The sequence below is a fragment of the Aeromonas sp. PS2Canimalfood6 genome, from assembly GCF_048276795.1.
GTDB lineage: Bacteria > Pseudomonadota > Gammaproteobacteria > Enterobacterales > Aeromonadaceae > Aeromonas > Aeromonas caviae.
Window position 1 is genome coordinate 113,855 of sequence record NZ_JBLUXC010000002.1, and the last position, 16,655, is coordinate 130,509.

Annotated in this window: 19 protein-coding genes; all 19 read left to right on the forward strand. The window is 64.0% G+C overall.

Features of this window, described 5'->3' with window-relative positions; translation table 11 throughout:
- Positions 1 to 106: 106 nt before the first annotated feature.
- The 19 genes from ACNPAA_RS01525 (at position 107) to ACNPAA_RS01615 (ending at position 16,611) form a co-directional block, all read left to right on the forward strand.
- Positions 107 to 706 carry an HAD family hydrolase gene (locus ACNPAA_RS01525; RefSeq protein WP_417891541.1) on the forward strand — a complete coding sequence of 200 codons (600 nt, stop codon included), beginning with the start codon at positions 107 to 109 and terminating at the stop codon, positions 704 to 706.
- A gap of 147 nt (positions 707 to 853) precedes the next feature.
- Positions 854 to 1,684, forward strand: a complete 831-nt coding sequence (locus tag ACNPAA_RS01530) for a hypothetical protein (RefSeq protein WP_041211243.1) — start codon at positions 854 to 856, stop codon at positions 1,682 to 1,684.
- Positions 1,685 to 1,772: 88 nt separating this feature from the next.
- Complete coding sequence (locus ACNPAA_RS01535) at positions 1,773 to 2,327, forward strand: DUF3157 family protein (protein ID WP_103244402.1); 555 nt, start codon at positions 1,773 to 1,775, stop codon at positions 2,325 to 2,327.
- Positions 2,328 to 2,505: 178 nt separating this feature from the next.
- On the forward strand, positions 2,506 to 3,135 hold the full coding sequence (locus ACNPAA_RS01540) for an outer membrane beta-barrel protein (RefSeq protein ID WP_039041374.1): 630 nt from the start codon (positions 2,506 to 2,508) through the stop codon (positions 3,133 to 3,135).
- Positions 3,136 to 3,308: 173 nt separating this feature from the next.
- On the forward strand, positions 3,309 to 4,253 hold the full coding sequence (locus ACNPAA_RS01545) for a YbgA family protein (RefSeq protein ID WP_010673317.1): 945 nt from the start codon (positions 3,309 to 3,311) through the stop codon (positions 4,251 to 4,253).
- Between the two features lie 139 nt (positions 4,254 to 4,392).
- Complete coding sequence (locus tag ACNPAA_RS01550; RefSeq protein ID WP_324022794.1) at positions 4,393 to 5,280, forward strand: MerR family transcriptional regulator; 888 nt, start codon at positions 4,393 to 4,395, stop codon at positions 5,278 to 5,280.
- A complete protein-coding gene (gene phrB / locus ACNPAA_RS01555) occupies positions 5,277 to 6,701 on the forward strand; it encodes a deoxyribodipyrimidine photo-lyase (RefSeq protein ID WP_048208214.1) in 1,425 nt (474 codons plus the stop codon). Before ACNPAA_RS01550 ends, phrB begins: the two co-directional genes overlap by 4 nt.
- 1 nt (position 6,702) lies before the next feature.
- Entirely contained in the window at positions 6,703 to 7,131 is a 429-nt protein-coding gene (locus ACNPAA_RS01560; RefSeq protein WP_048208213.1) for a nuclear transport factor 2 family protein, read from the forward strand.
- Positions 7,128 to 7,862 carry an SDR family NAD(P)-dependent oxidoreductase gene (locus ACNPAA_RS01565; RefSeq protein ID WP_111896706.1) on the forward strand — a complete coding sequence of 245 codons (735 nt, stop codon included), beginning with the start codon at positions 7,128 to 7,130 and terminating at the stop codon, positions 7,860 to 7,862. Before ACNPAA_RS01560 ends, ACNPAA_RS01565 begins: the two co-directional genes overlap by 4 nt.
- On the forward strand, positions 7,859 to 9,118 hold the full coding sequence (locus tag ACNPAA_RS01570) for an NAD(P)/FAD-dependent oxidoreductase (RefSeq protein ID WP_201996112.1): 1,260 nt from the start codon (positions 7,859 to 7,861) through the stop codon (positions 9,116 to 9,118). The genes ACNPAA_RS01565 and ACNPAA_RS01570 overlap by 4 nt, the downstream gene beginning before the upstream one ends.
- A complete protein-coding gene (locus ACNPAA_RS01575; protein ID WP_039041353.1) occupies positions 9,115 to 9,894 on the forward strand; it encodes a DUF1365 domain-containing protein in 780 nt (259 codons plus the stop codon). Before ACNPAA_RS01570 ends, ACNPAA_RS01575 begins: the two co-directional genes overlap by 4 nt.
- Before the next feature lie 106 nt (positions 9,895 to 10,000).
- Entirely contained in the window at positions 10,001 to 11,257 is a 1,257-nt protein-coding gene (locus tag ACNPAA_RS01580; protein ID WP_039041352.1) for an SAM-dependent methyltransferase, read from the forward strand.
- A 2-nt stretch (positions 11,258 to 11,259) separates the two neighbouring features.
- Positions 11,260 to 11,739: a DUF2878 domain-containing protein gene (locus ACNPAA_RS01585; protein WP_109421950.1), complete on the forward strand. Its 480-nt coding sequence runs from the start codon at positions 11,260 to 11,262 to the stop codon at positions 11,737 to 11,739.
- Positions 11,736 to 11,954, forward strand: coding sequence for a TIGR02450 family Trp-rich protein (locus tag ACNPAA_RS01590; protein WP_010673326.1), 219 nt, complete (start codon positions 11,736 to 11,738; stop codon positions 11,952 to 11,954). Before ACNPAA_RS01585 ends, ACNPAA_RS01590 begins: the two co-directional genes overlap by 4 nt.
- Entirely contained in the window at positions 11,911 to 12,453 is a 543-nt protein-coding gene (locus ACNPAA_RS01595; RefSeq protein ID WP_167292763.1) for a chalcone isomerase family protein, read from the forward strand. The genes ACNPAA_RS01590 and ACNPAA_RS01595 overlap by 44 nt, the downstream gene beginning before the upstream one ends.
- Positions 12,454 to 12,464: 11 nt before the next feature.
- Positions 12,465 to 13,007: a DUF3833 domain-containing protein gene (locus ACNPAA_RS01600; protein ID WP_109421952.1), complete on the forward strand. Its 543-nt coding sequence runs from the start codon at positions 12,465 to 12,467 to the stop codon at positions 13,005 to 13,007.
- Positions 13,008 to 13,137: 130 nt separating this feature from the next.
- Complete coding sequence (locus ACNPAA_RS01605; protein ID WP_010673329.1) at positions 13,138 to 13,605, forward strand: Dps family protein; 468 nt, start codon at positions 13,138 to 13,140, stop codon at positions 13,603 to 13,605.
- Between the two features lie 236 nt (positions 13,606 to 13,841).
- A complete protein-coding gene (gene hcp / locus ACNPAA_RS01610; protein WP_336577906.1) occupies positions 13,842 to 15,491 on the forward strand; it encodes a hydroxylamine reductase in 1,650 nt (549 codons plus the stop codon).
- Between the two features lie 100 nt (positions 15,492 to 15,591).
- The gene (locus ACNPAA_RS01615) at positions 15,592 to 16,611 is read left to right on the forward strand and encodes a hybrid-cluster NAD(P)-dependent oxidoreductase (RefSeq protein WP_109421953.1); all 1,020 of its coding nucleotides are present in this window, start codon (positions 15,592 to 15,594) and stop codon (positions 16,609 to 16,611) included.
- Positions 16,612 to 16,655: the final 44 nt, after the last annotated feature.

Here is a 16,655-nt window from a genome sequence, read left to right on the forward strand (position 1 = left end):
GGTGGTGGCTCGGGTTGCCGAGGGGGAGTGAGCGTCGTTCTGGTCCCTGTTTGTGGCAACCGCCGTGACCACATCCGTGGCAACAACACATAGAGGGGACGAGACGATGGCGGTGATCTTCGATCTGGGCAGGGTGGTGGTGCGCTGGGATCCGGTGGCCATAGTGAGTGCGGTGCGCGGACCCGAGGGGGCGACTGCGATCGCGGAGCAGCTGTTCAACCACCCGGACTGGCTGGAGGTGGACAGGGGGACCCTCTCCCTGCACACCATGGCCCGTCAGGCGCAGGGGCGCACCGGCCTGTCGATGGCGGAGAATCTGGCCATCTTGCAGGCGGTGCCGCCCTCCCTTGTGCCGGATCCCGCCATGGTGGCGCTCATCGAAGAACTGCACGGTGCAGGCCACACCCTCTATGCCCTCTCCAACATGGGGCACGCCAGCATCGACTGGCTGGAGCAGCATCAGTCCTTCTGGCGCTTCTTCAGCGGCAAGGTGGTGTCGGCCCGGGTGCGGATGCTCAAACCCGAGCCCGACATCTACCGTTATCTGCTGGTGTCGTTCGACCTCAAGGCTGGGGAGTGCCTCTTTATCGACGACAGCCCGGCCAACGTGGCGGCGGCCGAGGCGCTCGGTCTGCGGGGGCTGATCTTCACCGATCCGGCCCGGTGCCGGGCGCATCTGATCGCTCAGGGGTTGTTGCCTGCCTGAGGAGAGCCAGTTTCGCTTCGCAGCGAAAAAAGTGTGCAAAACCTTGATTGAGGGCAAATAACGTACAGCTTTATCCATGCTCTTTAAGTGTATATTCAGCTTGGTGCGGGCAAAATGGTATCCAGTTCATCATCCGGAGTTGTTGTTATGGATGCCAATGTCGTTGCGCTGCATCGGGGATACGATCAGACCTTTCAAGCCAGGGAACAGAGGCTCATCAACACCCTGGCCGGTTACAGCGAACTGCTTGTCTCCTTCTCCGGCCGACTGGAATCTTGCTACAGCATGGATCTGTGCCGGGCCAGCGGGGTGCGATTTCGCGCCATCACCCTGGACAACCCCACCCTCAGCCGCCAGTCGGTGGCCAGGGCACAGCGCTACTGCCGGCACTACGGCATCCCCCATCAGGTGCTCAAGACCGACGAGATGATCTTCAGCGCCCACCTGGGCCACCTCGCCGAGGTGACCGACCCGGTGCGCTACCTCTGCCAGCAGCTCGAACATGAAGAGGGCCCGCCGCTGCTGATGTCGGCCTCGGTGGAGGAGAAGCGGGAGTACCTGCGCCGATTCCACAGCCTGCCCGCCAACACCCTCTGGATCTTTGCCGAGCAGGGGATGACCAACCGGGATTTTCGCTACGGCTTTCACCAGCGGCAACTGGCGCTCTGGGGAGACGTGGGGGAGGCCTGCCTGAGCCGGCGGTTTGTCGATATGACTTCCCTGGACAGGCGGCACCTGCGGATGGTCGACATGGCCGAGCAGATGCTGGTGGACATGGGGCTGGGGGGCGCCCAGGTCTTCTTCCATACCCTGGGTGACAGGGTCACCACCCTTGCGAGGATCCGGGTGCCCGAACGGCTGCGGGCCCTGGTGTTCGACATGCAGCCCACCATCCAGAAGGCCCTCAGGAGTGCCCAGTTCGATCTGGTGACCCTGGATCTGGCCACGCTGGAGGATCCCCACCCCCTGGTCATCTGAGCCGGGGCGTAACGTGAGGGGGGTCATAGGCAAGGAGGGCACGACTCTTTATACTGCCCCCTTCGCATCCTTTATCGAGTGCCTGCCCATGAAACCCCTCTCCCGACTGCTGGTCGCCCTCTGTCTGTGCCCTCTGCTGGCCGAGGCGGCTCCCCTGCACCAGATCACCTTGCCGGATGGTCGCCAGGTGCAACTCAATGACGATTTCACCTGGGAATACCTGCTGGTCAAGCCGGCAGCCACGGTAGCCGGTCAGGCAGTGACGGCGAGTGTCGCGGCCCCGGTGCTGACCGAGCAGGCCATGGCCCATCCCGACTTGCTCTCCCAGGCGACCCGGGACGGCATCACGGTGAAGCTGGACCAGGTCGCGGGGGACGATCCCCTCAGCCTGCAGTTCGTGGTGAGCAACACCGGCAGTCGCAACGTGGTGCGCGTCAACGGCAGCCTGACCCTGTTCAGCGCCGACGGGGTGCAGCTCTCGAGCGAGCCCGTGCGCTTCTGGGTCGGGGAGAACCGCCTGCCTGACTCCTACCTGCGCAAGGGGGAGGCACGCGCCTCCCGGGCCATCGAGCTGGCACGACCCGCCGGCCTCATCGGCAAGCCGCTGGTGCGGGTGCAGATCGACGAGGTGGAGTTCCGCTAGGATGACAGCGGGGGAGCCCTCGCTCCCCCGCAGAGTGTTGCACCGGTAACCGCCAGCAATATCCGCTTACATCTGACATGGTTTGGCAACAGCTTGCTCCTCGGCGTTGCCCCCTTTGCCCGTCACAATGGCTCCATTCCAGTTAGGTCCGCCTAACTCAACCCATGGAGTCAACAAAATGCAAAAGATCGCACTGTCTGTTCTGGTTCTGGCCGGTCTCTCTTCCACCTCCGTCCTGGCGCAAGATGCCTTCAGCTATGCCAAGGGCTCTGCCACCTGGGCCCACACCAAGTCTGACTACATCGGTGGCAAGGATGGGGAGAACCGCGACTTCGGCGGCCTGAGCCTGGATCTCTCCAAGAGCTTCACCAGCAATGTCTACGGCCGGATCGGCAGCGAATACACCTCCCGCAGCAGCGGCAACGACAGCATGGCCATCTCCAGCCTGGGGATGGGTGTCTACACCCCCCTCAGCACCGGCCTGAACCTCTACGGTGAAACCGGCCTGATGGGCTACAGCCTGGAACGGGAGCTGGCCTCCGACGTGAACCACTCCGGTTGGGATACCCTGGCCCGCAAGAAGAGCGGCAGCCTCTACGGAGAAGTGGGCCTGCGCTACGACATCGGCGCCGTCGAGCTCTCCACCGGCTATCGCTACGCCAACATGACCGACGACATGCACGACTTCAAGGCGGGGGCGGCGTACAAGCTGACCCAGAACCTGGCCCTCACCGCCGACTACACCTATCGCAACTGGGATCTGCAAAAAGGCTCCATCTCCAGCCTGGGTGTGAAATACAGCTTCTGATCATCCTTCCTGCAGGGTCTTCACCTTTACCCATGACTTCGGTCATGGGTTTTTTTTATGGGGGCTGATCCGCCCGCCGCCCCCTGGCCGTATCAGTTCGCAATAGTTATACAGCTTCCAATCTTTTGTATAACTGCTATAACTTACTCAAGGCTTATACAAGGGGCTTCATCATGTACAAGATCAAGGTCGGTATCAGTGCCTGTCTGCTCGGTCAGGAAGTGCGCTTCGACGGGGGCCACAAACGATCCAGTTTCTGCGAAAGGGATCTGGGCGCCCATTTCGACTATCACCCCGTCTGCCCCGAGATGGCCATTGGCCTGGGCGCACCCCGCGCCGCCATCCGGCTGGTGAAACGCCAGGGCGAGGTGCGGGCCGAGGCAAGCAACGGCAGCTTCGACGTTACCGACAAGCTGATTGCCTTCAGCGAGCAGAAGGCACGCCAGCTCGACTTCCTCTCCGGCTACATCCTCTGCGCCAAGTCCCCCAGCTGCGGCATGGAGCGGGTGCGTATCTATGGCGCCAACAACGAGGGGAGCGCCAAGGAGGGGGTCGGCCTCTTTGCCAAGGCGCTGATGGAGGCCAACCCCCTGCTGCCGGTGGAGGAAGATGGCCGCCTGTGCGACCCCATCCTGCGGGAGAACTTCGTGCTGCGGGTCTTCGCCTACCACGACTGGCAGCAGCTCTGCGCCCGGGGGATCACCGCCTCAGCCCTGATCCGCTTCCATTCACGCTACAAGTACCTGGTGCTCTCCCACGCCACCACCCACTACCGGGCGCTGGGGCGCCTGCTCGCCAACCTTGGCAAGGCCAACTTGCAGGAGGTGGCCGACAGCTACATCCAGGGGTTGATGGCGGCGCTGACCCTACGGGCCAACCGCCGCAGCCACACCAATGTGCTGATGCACCTGCAGGGCTACTTCAAGCGGGTGCTGACCCCGGCCCAGAAGCAGGAGCTGTGCGACACCATCGACAAGTACCGCACCGGGGTCTTCCCGTTGCTGGTGCCCCTTACCCTGATCCGCCACTACCTGCGCGAGTACCCGAACCCCTATCTCGCCGAGCAGGTGTACCTCAATCCCCATCCCGACACGCTGAAATTGCGTTACGGGCTGTGAAGGTGTGGCTGGATTTGGCCGATCAGGCCTACCTCGACCTTCATCCCGACACGCTCAAGCTGCGCTACGGGCTCTGAACACCCTGTGCAGGCCCCGGCGGATCACCGGGGCCTCTTCCCAACGTCTGATGGACTCTCTCATGTCTGATGAATCACAAGCCGCCGCGCCTCTCCCCGACGAGGGCGTCTACCCCATTCGCGAGGTCTCCCGCCTCACCGGCGTCAACGCCGTCACCCTGCGCGCCTGGCAGCGCCGCTACGGGCTGGTGCAACCGGCCCGAACCGAGAAGGGCCATCGCCTCTACAGCGAGCAGGATATCCGCCAGATAGGCGAGATCCTGAGCTGGCTGGAGCGGGGGGTGAGCATAGGTCAGGTGAAGGGGCTCCTGAGCGAGCCCCAGAGTGCGCCAGTGAGCGATCACTGGCAGCAGACCCTGGAGCAGTTCAGCCAGGCGCTGCTTGCCTTCAACCAGCGCAAGGCGGAGGCCGAGCTTGGCGATCTGCTGGCGAGCTACCCCTTCGAGCTGGTGCGCAGTCGGGTGCTGCAGCCCCTGGTGGAGCGGCTGCTGGGGCTGTGGCGCGAGCGCCCCGATGGCGAGCTGCTGCAACAGGTGTGGCTCGGCTGGCTGCATACCCGCTTCGCCCGCCACCTCATCGAGCAGGAGAAGGGCATCCCCGTCACCCTGGCAAGCTGGGGGCAGGTGGGGCCGCTGGATCTGGTCTGGGCTGCGTATGAGCTCATCGGTCAGGGTTATGAGGTGCAACTGCTGGGGGCGGTGGAGCCCCGCCATGCCACCCTGCTGGAGGGGCGCGCCACACCCCCCTGGCTGATCCTGCTGGGGGCCGGGCTCGGCAAACAGGACCAGGCCGCCGAATGGCCTGCGGGCACCCGCTTCTTTGGCGAGCTGGGACGCCTCTACGATGAGCCGTGGCGGCGTGCCCGCAACTGGCACGCCACCCTGGCAGAGGTCAGTGCGACGCCCCGCACTGCCAAGGCGAAGGGCAAGGGCGGGAGAACACCGTCATGAGGCTGGTCTGGTTTCGCAACGATCTGCGTCTGGCCGACAACCCGGCCCTGCGCCACGCCTGCGCCGGAGATGAACCGGTCGCCGCACTCTTCATCGTCTCGCTGACCCAGTGGCAGACGCACAAGCTGGCCCCGGTCCGCCAGCGCTTCATGCTGGCACAGGTGGATGCCATGGGCCGAGAGCTGGCGGCCCTCGGCATTCCGCTTCATCTGCTGCGGGTCGAGACCTTTGCCGAGGTGCCGACGGCGCTGACGGCGCTTTGCCGGGAGCTCGGGGTGAGCCAGCTCTACGCCAACCAGGCCATCGAGATTGACGAGCTGCGCCGCGACCACGCCGTCAGCGCCGCGCTGGGGGAGCAGGGCCTGACCAGCCACTGGTTCAACGGCTGCTGCGTGCTGCCGCCCGGTCGGGTACTGACCGGGTCGGGGGAGATGTTCAAGGTCTTCACCCCCTTCAGCCGCGCCTGGCTCAAGGCTCTCGAGGAGGATGGCTTCGTCATTCACCGTGCCCCCGCACCACGCGGCGAGCCGTTACCGTGGCTGCCCCTGGCCGAGCGAGAGTGGGTGGACGACGGGCTGGGGGATCTGACGGCGGACACCCGCTGGCCGGTGGGGGAGGCCGAGGCGAGCCGCCGGTTGCATGCTTTTCTGGATCAGGCGGTGCTCGACTACGGCGAGACCCGGGACTTTCCGGCGCTGGCGGGCACCTCCGTGCTCTCCCCCTATCTGGCGGCGGGCATCATCAGTGCCCGCCAGTGCGTGGGGGCGCTGCAGCAGCGTCTCGGCTACCGGCCCCAGTCGAAGGCCCAACCCGGTTTCGTCTGGCTCAACGAGCTCATCTGGCGCGAGTTCTACCGCCACTTGCTGGTGCTGATCCCGAGCCTCTCCATGAACCGCCCCTTCAAGCCGGAGACGGCGGCCCTGCCGTGGAGCTGGGATCCGGATGCCTTCGCCGCCTGGTGCGAGGGGCGCACCGGCTACCCCGTGGTCGATGCGGCCATGCGCTGTCTCAACGCTACCGGCTGGATGCACAACCGGCTGCGGATGATAGTGGCGAGCTTCCTCACCAAGGATCTCCACATCCACTGGCGGCTCGGGGAGGACTACTTCATGAGTCGGCTCATCGACGGGGATCTGGCGGCCAACAATGGCGGCTGGCAGTGGGCGGCGGGGACCGGGGCCGATGCGGCACCCTATTTCCGGGTCTTCAACCCCACCACCCAGGGGCAACGATTTGATCCACAAGGGGAGTTCATTCGTACCTGGGTCACTGAGCTGGCGGATGTGCCTGCTGCCTATCTCCACGAGCCCCACGACTGGTTGCGGCTCAAGGGGCGGCAGGATTATCCGGCCCCCATGGTGGATCATGCCGTTGCACGGGTGAGGGCCATCGAGATGTTCCGCGAACTGGAGAAAAACTAGCATGAATGACGCGCTTGCCCGCTTTGTCATCCTCTACCTGCAACTGGACAAGCATCAGTTGCACCGCTTGCCGGAGGTCTATGCCGATGAGGTGCTCTTCATCGATCCTGCGCACCGGATAGAGGGGCTGGCCGCGCTCACCCGTTACTTTTCCTCCCTTTATGAGCGCCTTGCCCAGTGCAGTTTCGAGATAACGAGTCAGCAGCAGTCGGGCAACGAAGCCTGGCTCACCTGGGTCATGACCTTCTCCCACCCCAGGATTGCCGGTGGCCGGGCTGTCAAGGTCGAGGGTGCCACCCGGCTGACGTTCGACTCCTGGGGCAAGGTGTGCCTGCACCGGGACTACTTCGATCTCGGGGCCATGCTCTACGAGCAGTTGCCGCTGCTGGGGCCCGTGGTACGGGCCATCAAGGGGAGGCTGGGGACATGAGCGGCCGGGTGCTGATCACCGGGGCCACCTCGGGCATCGGCCGCCAGCTGGCGCTGGATTATCGGCGCGCCGGCTGGCAGGTGTGGGGTTGTGGCCGGGACGAGGTGCGCTTGCAGGCACTGGCCGACCTGGGGATCACCCCTTTGCGATTCGATGCGCGAGACAGTGCCGCCATGGCCGGGGTGGCCGCAAGCCTGCCCGTCCTCGACCTGCTCATCCTCAATGCGGGCAACTGTGAATACATGGATCCGGCAGAAGGTTTTGACGGCGCCTTGTTTGCCCGGGTCATCGAGACCAACCTCATTGCCACCGGCAACGCCCTGGCCGCCTTGCTGCCGCGGCTGGGGGCGGGTGCACGGCTTGCCATCGTCAGCTCCTCGGTGAGCTGGCTGCCCCTGCCACGGGCGGAGGCCTATGGCGCCTCCAAGGCGGCCCTCGATTATCTGGCGGATACGCTGCGCCTGGATCTGGCCAGCAAGGGCATCGGGGTGACCCTGATCCGCCCGGGCTTCGTGCAGACGCCGCTCACCGACAAGAATGATTTTCCCATGCCCTGCCTGGTGACGGTGGAAGAGGCTTCCCGCGCCATCATGACGGGGCTTGCCGCCGGTCGCCACCAGATCCACTTTCCCCGTCGCTTCATCTGGCTGCTGCGCCTGCTCGGCGCCCTGCCGACGGGGCTCTGGCTGCGCCTTGGCCGCACACTCGTTTCGAAAGGACGCCCTTCATGAAGAAAAAGATCGCCATCGTCGGCTCCGGTATCTCCGGTCTCACCGCCGGTTTTCTGCTCCACAAACTGCATGACATCACCCTGTTCGAGGCGGCGCCGACCCTGGGAGGCCACACCGCCACCGTGGAGGTGGAACAGGCTGGGCGCCACTATGCCATCGACACCGGCTTCATCGTCTTCAATGACCGCACCTATCCCAACTTCCTCAAATTGCTGGAGCGCATCGGGGTGGGGCGCCAACCCGCCGAGATGAGCTTCTCGGTCAAGAGTCCCGAGGGGATGGAGTACAACGGTCACAACCTCGATACCCTGTTCGCCCGGCGCCGCAATCTGCTGAGCCCGCGCTTCTATCGCTTCGTCGCCGAGATACTGCGCTTCAACCGGGAGGCGCGGGCCTGGCTGGCCGCGCATCGCCAGCGGGAGCTGACCCCCGAGCTGACCCTGGGGGACTTCCTGCAGGCGGGGAAATTCAGCGACTATTTCGCCCGCCACTACATCCTGCCCATGGGAGCGGCCATCTGGTCCTCCACCCTGGCGGACATGCGTGCCTTCCCCTTGAGCTTCTTCCTGCGGTTTTTCGCCAACCACGGGCTGCTGGAGGTGGCGAACCGGCCCCAGTGGTATGTGATCCCGGGTGGCTCGCGAGAGTACATAGGGCCGCTCACGGCGGGCTGGCAGTCGCGCATCCGCCTCGCTACCCCGGTGGAGGCGGTGCGCCGGGTGGCGGATGGCGTCGTGGTCACCAGCCAGGGGCAGGAGGCCCATTTTGACGAGGTGATCTTCGCCTGTCACAGCGATCAGGCCCTGGCCCTGCTGGCGGATGCGAGCGACGCAGAGAGGGCCATCCTCGGGAACATGCCCTATCAGGCCAACGACGTCTGGCTGCACACCGACGCCTCCTGCCTGCCGATGCGCCGCAAGGCGTGGGCGAGCTGGAACTACCAGCTCGGTGAGGATGACGGGGCGCGCCCCCTGGTGAGCTACAACATGAACATCCTGCAGGGGGTGAGCTCCCCAGCGCCCTTCTGCGTCAGCCTCAATCCCCGTGGACGGGTGGACGAGAGCAAGGTGTTGCGCCGTTTCGTCTATCATCATCCGGTATTCAATCAGGGCTCCATCGCCGCCCAGCAGCGACGGGGCGAGATCTGTGGCCATCAGCGCACCCACTTCTGCGGGGCTTACTGGTACAACGGTTTTCACGAGGACGGGGTGCGCAGCGCCCTGGACGTGGCCAGACGCTTCGGGGCCGAGCTATGAGCGGCGCCGCGGCCTTGACGCAAGGGGACGAGGGAATGGGGGAGGGGATCAGCGCCATCTGGCAAGGCTCGGTGCGCCATCGCCGCTTCGCCCCCAGGGCCCACGCTTTTTCATACAGCCTCTTCATGCTGGGGCTGGATCTGGACGAACTGCCCGGGCTTGAGCAGGGGCGCTGGTTTGCCGTGGAGCGGGCCGGACTGCTCTCGTTTCGCCGCGAGGACTATCTGCGGGGCAGCGAAGGGCCCCTCAAGCAGGCGGTCTGGGACAAGGTGGCGGCCCTTGGGGGGGATGCGGAGCCCGGCGGGCGGGTGCTGCTCCTTGGCAACGTGCGCTGCCTCGGGTTTTATTTCAGCCCGGTCAATTTCTACTTCTGCGATCGGGCGGGGGAGACCCGCTACCTGCTGGCGGAGGTCTCCAATACCCCCTGGAACGAGCGCCACTACTACCTGCTGGATCTGGCGGCGCTCTCCCCCCATGACAAGGATTTTCATGTCTCCCCCTTCATGGGACTGGGGATGCGCTACCACTGGCGCATCCGGGCGCCGAAAGAGGAGGCGCTGATCCATATCGAGAGCCACCCCGTATCCGGTGAGAGCAAGCTGTTTGACGCCACCCTGGCCCTGCGCCGCGCGCCGCTGTCGCGCAAGGGGCTGGCGGCGCTGCTGGTTCGCTGGCCCTGGATGACCCTGAAGGTGCTGCTCGGGATCTACTGGCAGGCCCTGCGCCTTTTTATCAAACGCACCCCCGTCTTCACCCATCCGGAGAGCCGCCCATGACGCCGACACACCCGTTTAATTCCGCTTCCTGGTGTTGTCAGCAGCCCATGGTGCGGGTTCATCCCAACCGAACGACCCCACTCTTGACCCATTCGGAGAGCCGCTAATGGAACTTGCTCAATCAACCCTCTCTGCCTCTTTCATCGATAAGGGGGCCAAGCAACTGCTGCTCAAATTGCTGGCGCGCCTTGAGCAGGGTCAACTGGTGCTTCACGACGGCAGCGAGTGCCACCGCTTCGGCAAGGCGGGCAGCGACCTGCATGCCGAGCTGGTGGTGCAGGATCCGGCGTTTTATCGCCGCCTGCTGCTGGGGGGCAGCATCGCCGCAGGAGAGACCTGGGTGGAGGGTCTCTGGACCAGCCCGGAGCCGGTGGCACTGGTGCGCCTGCTGGCCCGCAATCTGCCGCTGCTCGACGCCCTGGAACGGCGCCTCGGCTGGCTCAGCTTCCCGTTCAACAAGGTGCGCCACTGGTTCAATCGCAATACCCTGACCGGTTCGCGCGCCAACATCGCCGCCCACTATGACCTTGGCAACACCCTCTATCAGGGCTTTCTCGACGATCACATGCAGTATTCGAGCGCCATCTATCCCCACCCGGATGCCACCCTGGAGGAGGGGCAGCAGGCCAAGCTGCGCACCATCTGTGAGCGGCTTGAGCTTGGGCCGGACGACCACCTGCTGGAGATAGGCACCGGCTGGGGCGGTCTCGCCGTCTATGCGGCCCGTCACTACGGCTGCCGGGTCACCACCACTACCATCTCCCGGGCCCAGCACGACTATGCCAAGGCGTGGATCGAGCGGGAGGGGCTGGGGGATCGCATCACCTTGCTGCTGGAGGATTACCGCAAGCTGGAGGGACGCTATGACAAGCTGGTCTCCATCGAGATGATCGAGGCGGTGGGGCACGCCTTCCTGCCCGACTATTTCCGCCAGTTGTCGCGCCTGCTCAAGCCCGGCGGACGCCTGCTGATCCAGGCCATCACCATCGCCGATCAGCGCCACGCCCAGTATCTGCGCGGGGTGGACTTCATCCAGCGCTACATTTTCCCGGGAGGCTGCCTGCCCTGCGTCTCCCAGATGGCGGGTCTGCTGGCGCGGGAGACCGACATGCAGCTGGTACGGCTGCACGATCACGGCCACCACTATGCCCGTACCCTGGCCCACTGGTGCGAACGCTTCCTGGCGCTGGCCCCGGAGCTGCCCAAGCTCGGTTACAGCCAGGATTTCATCCGGCTCTGGCACTTCTATTTCGCCTACTGTGAAGGGGGATTCTGGGAGCGGGCCATCAGCCTGGTGCAACTGGAGGCCGCCAAGCCGGGGCCCCATGGCTGGTCCGGGGACTTGCCGGCACACGGTCGCTGATCATGTGGCAGTGGGCCCACCTGCTGGGATTCAACCTCTACTGGTTGCTGGCGGTGACATGGCAGCAACCGGGCCCGCTGCTCGGGATGCTGCTGCTCCATTTCATCTTCTCCCCCCGCCGTGGGCATGACTGGCGCCTCATCCCGGTCGCCCTGGCAGGCTGCCTGCTCGACATCCTGCTCTGGCGCCTCGGCCTGTTTCACTTTCCGTCCGGTTTTCCGCTCTGGCTGTTGCTGCTCTGGTGCGGTTTCGCCCTGACCCTCTCCCACGGCCTTCGCTGGCTTCGCCCCTTGCCGCGCTGGCAACAGGGGCTGTTCGGCATGGTAGGGGGCGCCTCCTCCTATATGGCGGGGGCCGCCATGGGGGCAGTAAACTTACCCTGGGGCATCTGGACAAGCGCAGTGCTGCTGGCGGTGATCTGGATGTGGTGGTTACCCGTACTCCTGTGGGTAACGGTCAAGCTGGAGGGTGAGACGAGATGAACACCTTTTCGACCGACACCTTGTTGTTTTCCAAGTGGACCAGGGATGGCCAGTGCGAGCTGGCCGAGCGTTTCTACCTGGTGGTGGCCTGCCAGCGCGATGCCCAGGGGCATCTGGCGAGCGTGGTGATGCAGGATATCAACACCCTGCAGGAACAGGAGATGGACTGGCATGAACTGGAGGATCCCGCCCGTTGGCACATGGGGTGGAACTAGCCTGCTGCTGGCGGCCTTGAGCCTGCCACTGTTTGCGACCGCCCAGAGTGTTGCCGCCCCCTGGCAGGGGCTGCGCACCGTGGGACAGGGGGAGATGCGCTGGCTCTGGTTCAAGCTCTATGACGCCACCCTCTACAGCGAGAGCGGTCGCTATCAGCCGGGGCGCTACCCGCAGGCCCTCAGCATTACCTACGCGAGGGCCATCGAGCGCCAGGATCTGCTGGAGGCGACCGCCGCCGAGTGGCATCGACTCGGCCTTGGCAGCGAGAGTGAGCGCCAACGCTGGCTGGCTCGACTGGCCACGCTCTGGCCGGATGTCGTCCCCGGCGACAAGCTGGTTTTTTATGTGGACGAGCAAGGCACGGGCCACTTCTGGTTGCGAGATCGCCTCCTTGGCTCTCTTGATGATCCCGCCTTCGCCCCCGCGTTTCTTGCCATCTGGCTGACTGACGACAGCCGGGATCCCGCTCTGACCCGCCGCCTGCGCGGCCAATCCTGATGGAGTATTCCATGAAGTTCTCTTCCTGGTGGCGTCTTGCCTGGTTGCTGCCCCTGCTGTGGCTCTCTGGTTGCGGCGCGGGTCTTGACGATTATCGCGGCTCCCAGCCGGGCTGGGATCTCGCCCGTTTCTTCAATGGCAAGCTGGTGGCCCACGGCCTGGTGACGGACCGCAGCGGCGAAGTGACCAGTCGCTTTCGGGTCGAGATGCAGGGGCACTGGCGAGAGGGCAAGGGGGAGCTGTTCGAGCAGTTCTACTTCGATGATGGCCGTCGGCAGACCCGCACCTGGTTTTTGAGCAAGGGGGCGGATGGCCACTGGCGCGGCACGGCTTCAGACGTGGTGGGGGAGGCGGTAGGCAAGACAGAGGGCTTTGCCCTCAATTGGCGTTATCAACTCGATCTGGCACTGCCGGATGAGAGCGTGGTGAGGGTGAGCTTTGATGACTGGATGTATCTGCTGGACGACGATCGCCTGATCAACCGCGCGAAGATCAGCAAGTTCGGCATTCACCTCGGCGAGGTGATCCTCTATATCGAACGGCTTGAACAATGAAAGCCGGTGCATTTTTTGCCGACAATAGCTATTGGCTATGGATCGGCAAGGCACAGACGATTGTCCTTTGAGTCTGCTTCTGGATAAGCTGACTCCGTTCCCGATAATGCTTACCACCTGGAGGTGAATCATGAAGAGCCCCATTGGTCTTGATACCGTTCAATCACAAGCCCTGGCCGCCGAGCTCAACAAGCTGCTGGCCAGCTACCAGATCCTCTACATGAACGTCCGTGGCTTCCACTGGAACATCCGCGGCAACCAGTTCTTCGAGCTGCACCTGAAATTCGAAGAGATCTACAACGACCTGCTGCTGAAAGTCGATGCCCTGGCCGAACGCATTCTGACCCTGGATGGCGTGCCCCTGCACAGCTTCAGCGACTACATCCAGGTGTCCGCCATCCCCGAGCAGAAGGGGCTGCATGACGGTCGTGCCTGCGTGGAATCCCTGCTGGCGAGCTTCCGCGAACTGCTGGTTGCCCAGCGCCGCATCCTGGGTCAGGCCGCCGATGCCGGTGATGAAGGGACTGCATCCATCCTCTCCGACTATGTGCAGCAGCAGGAGAAACTGGTCTGGATGCTGCGCGCCTATCTGGCCTGATGAACCTGGGGCCGGCTGCCCATGCTCCGGCCCGTATCATTGCCCCTGTTGTTGCAAACCCGAGTTGTCTCTCCTTGATTTCCCACCCGCTTGCCGCCCGATTTGGGCGGCTTTTTTCTATTTGATCTGCATCAATGAAATGTTAATTGGTAAATTGAATGCCTATTAAGTTTTCCAAGAGGGGAATAGAATCGCCACAAAACAGATAACTGAAATGTCCAATTAGGAGAGACATGATGTTTTGTGTGCAATGTGAACAGACTATTCGTACCCCGGCAGGCAATGGCTGCGCCTATGCACAAGGCATGTGCGGCAAGACGGCGGAAACTTCCGACCTGCAAGATGTGCTGATCTATACCCTGCAAGGGCTCAGCGCCTGGGCCCTGGCGGCCCGCGAGCACGGCATCGTCGACAGCGAAATAGACGCTTTCGTGCCCAAGGCGTTCTTTGCCACCCTCACCAACGTCAACTTCGACTCCGCTCGCATCGTCGCCTACGTCAACCAGGCGCTGGCCTATCGCCAGCAACTGGCCGCCAAGCTGGCACCGCTGGCGGTGCAGGCCGACACACTGCCCGCCGCGGCCAGCTTCGAGCCGGGTGCCGATCTGCTGGCCCAGCTTGCCCAGGCGCCGCAGACCGCGGTCAACCGGGGCAAGAACGACGTCAACGAAGACATCATGGGGCTGCGCCTGCTCTGCCTCTATGGCCTCAAGGGTGCCGCCGCCTACATGGAACACGCCCGGGTGCTGGATCAGCAGGATGCGGGGGTAGCCGCCGAATTCCATCGCATCATGAGCTGGCTCGGCACGGATCCCTGCGATCTGGATCCCCTGTTCAAGTGCGCCATGGAGATTGGCCTGCTGAACTTCAAGATCATGGAGATGCTGGATCTCGGTGAAACCACCGCCTTCGGCCACCCCGAGCCGACCCAGGTACGCGTCACTCCGGTACCGGGCAAGTGCATTCTGGTCTCCGGCCACGACATGGTGGATCTCAAGCTCATCCTGGAGCAGACCAGGGGCACTGGCATCAACGTCTACACCCATGGCGAGATGCTGCCGGCGCTGGCCTACCCCTTCTTCAAGCAGTACCCGCACCTGGTGGGCAACTACGGCTCTGCCTGGCAGAACCAGCAGAAGGAGTTTGCCAACTTCCCGGGCGCCGTGGTGATGACCTCCAACTGCATCATCGACCCGAACGTGGGCAACTACTCGGATCGCATCTTCACTCGCTCCATCGTCGGCTGGCCGGGCGTGACTCATCTGGAAGGGGAAGATTTCTCTGCCGTTATCGCCAAGGCACAAGCGCTGGAAGGCTTCAAGCACGTTGAGCTCGAGCACTTCATCACCATCGGTTTTGCCCGCAACGCCCTGATGCAGGCCGCTCCCGCAGTGATCGACAAGGTCAAGGCTGGCGAAATCAGCCACTTCTTCCTGGTGGGGGGATGTGACGGTGACCGTGCCGAGCGCGCCTACTACACCGAGTTTGCCAAGGCGATCCCGCAGGACAGCCTGCTGCTGACCCTGGGCTGCGGCAAGTACAAGTTCAACAAGCTCGATTTCGGCGACATCGGCGGTATTCCGCGCCTGCTGGACGTGGGTCAGTGCAATGATGCCTACTCCGCCATCCAGCTGGCCCTGGCGCTCGCCGACGCGTTCGAGTGCGGCGTCAACGATCTGCCCCTGACCCTGGTGCTCTCCTGGTTCGAGCAAAAAGCCATCGTCATTTTGCTCACCCTGCTGGCGCTCGGCGTGAAGGACATCCGCACCGGCCCGACCGCCCCGGCCTTCCTCACCCCGGCCCTGCTCAAGGTGCTGGAGGAGCAGTTCGGCCTGAAAGGAACCACCACGGCAGACGCGGATCTCGCCGAGATCCTGGCGGCCTGAGCAAAGATACAGCCTTACACGCTCAGCATGTTGTAAGCCTTTGGCGAGCCTGATGGCTCGCCTTTTTTCAACGCTATTTCCGAGCAAGAGGAGCCTTGCGATGACCTCCACCTCTTTGAGCCTGCGCTGTATAGCCCGCCGGGCAGAGACCCACGACGTGGCGAGCTGGCAATTTGAACCCCTGGCTGGCGACCTGCCCTCCGTGCTGGCTGGCCAGTGCGTCACCCTGCACACGATGATTGACGGCCAGCCCCACTGCCGCGCCTACACCCTCTCCTCCAGCCCGCAGGATCCTTTCTGGCAGGTCACCATCAAGGATGTGGGGCTGGTCTCTCACCATCTGCACCAGAGCCTGCAAGTGGGGGACGAGATCCGGGTAGACGGCCCCTTCGGCGATTTCCACCTGACCGCGCTCCCCTGCGAGCGGCCGCTGCTGCTCAGCGCCGGCTCCGGCATCACCCCCATGTGGGCCATGCTGCGGGACGAGCTCGCCAAGCGACCGGACGCCGATATCCGCTTTATTCACAGCGCCAGAACCCCCGGGGATGTGATCTTCGCAAGGGAACTGGCTTCACTGGCCGAGGCTCATGCCGGTGTGCGCCATGCTTTAGTGCTGGAGAAAGTTGGGGAAGAGGCGCCAACGGCTCATCCCTGGGTTGGCCGGCTCACACCGGGGATGCTCAAGGAATTGGCGCCGGATCTCTTGAGCCGCCATGTCTATCTGTGCGGGCCAGCCCCCTATATGGCGGTGGTGAGCGAGATGCTGGCCGGGCTCGGGCTGCCCCCCGAGCAGTTGCACCAGGAGTCGTTCGGCCTGCCTGCTGGAACATCGAGTGCGGCGCCAGTTGCGGCCGATAGCGACCACTTCTGGCTGACCCTCAAAAAGAGCGGCAAGAAAGTGAAGATACTGCCTGGCCAGACCCTGCTGGCGGCACTGGAGGGGGCGGGGGAGACCATGATGGCCGCTTGCCGCGCCGGGGTGTGCGGCGCCTGTCGCTGCACCACGGAAGGCGAAATCGAGCGCCAGAGCGTGATGACCCTGAGCGCGCAGGACCTCGAGAACGGGGTGGCGCTGGCCTGTTCCTGCACCGCCAGAGGGGATGTGAGCCTGGAGTATTGACGGGCGTCATTGGTATCCCGAGCTTTTCTCGGGCGGGTCGTGCG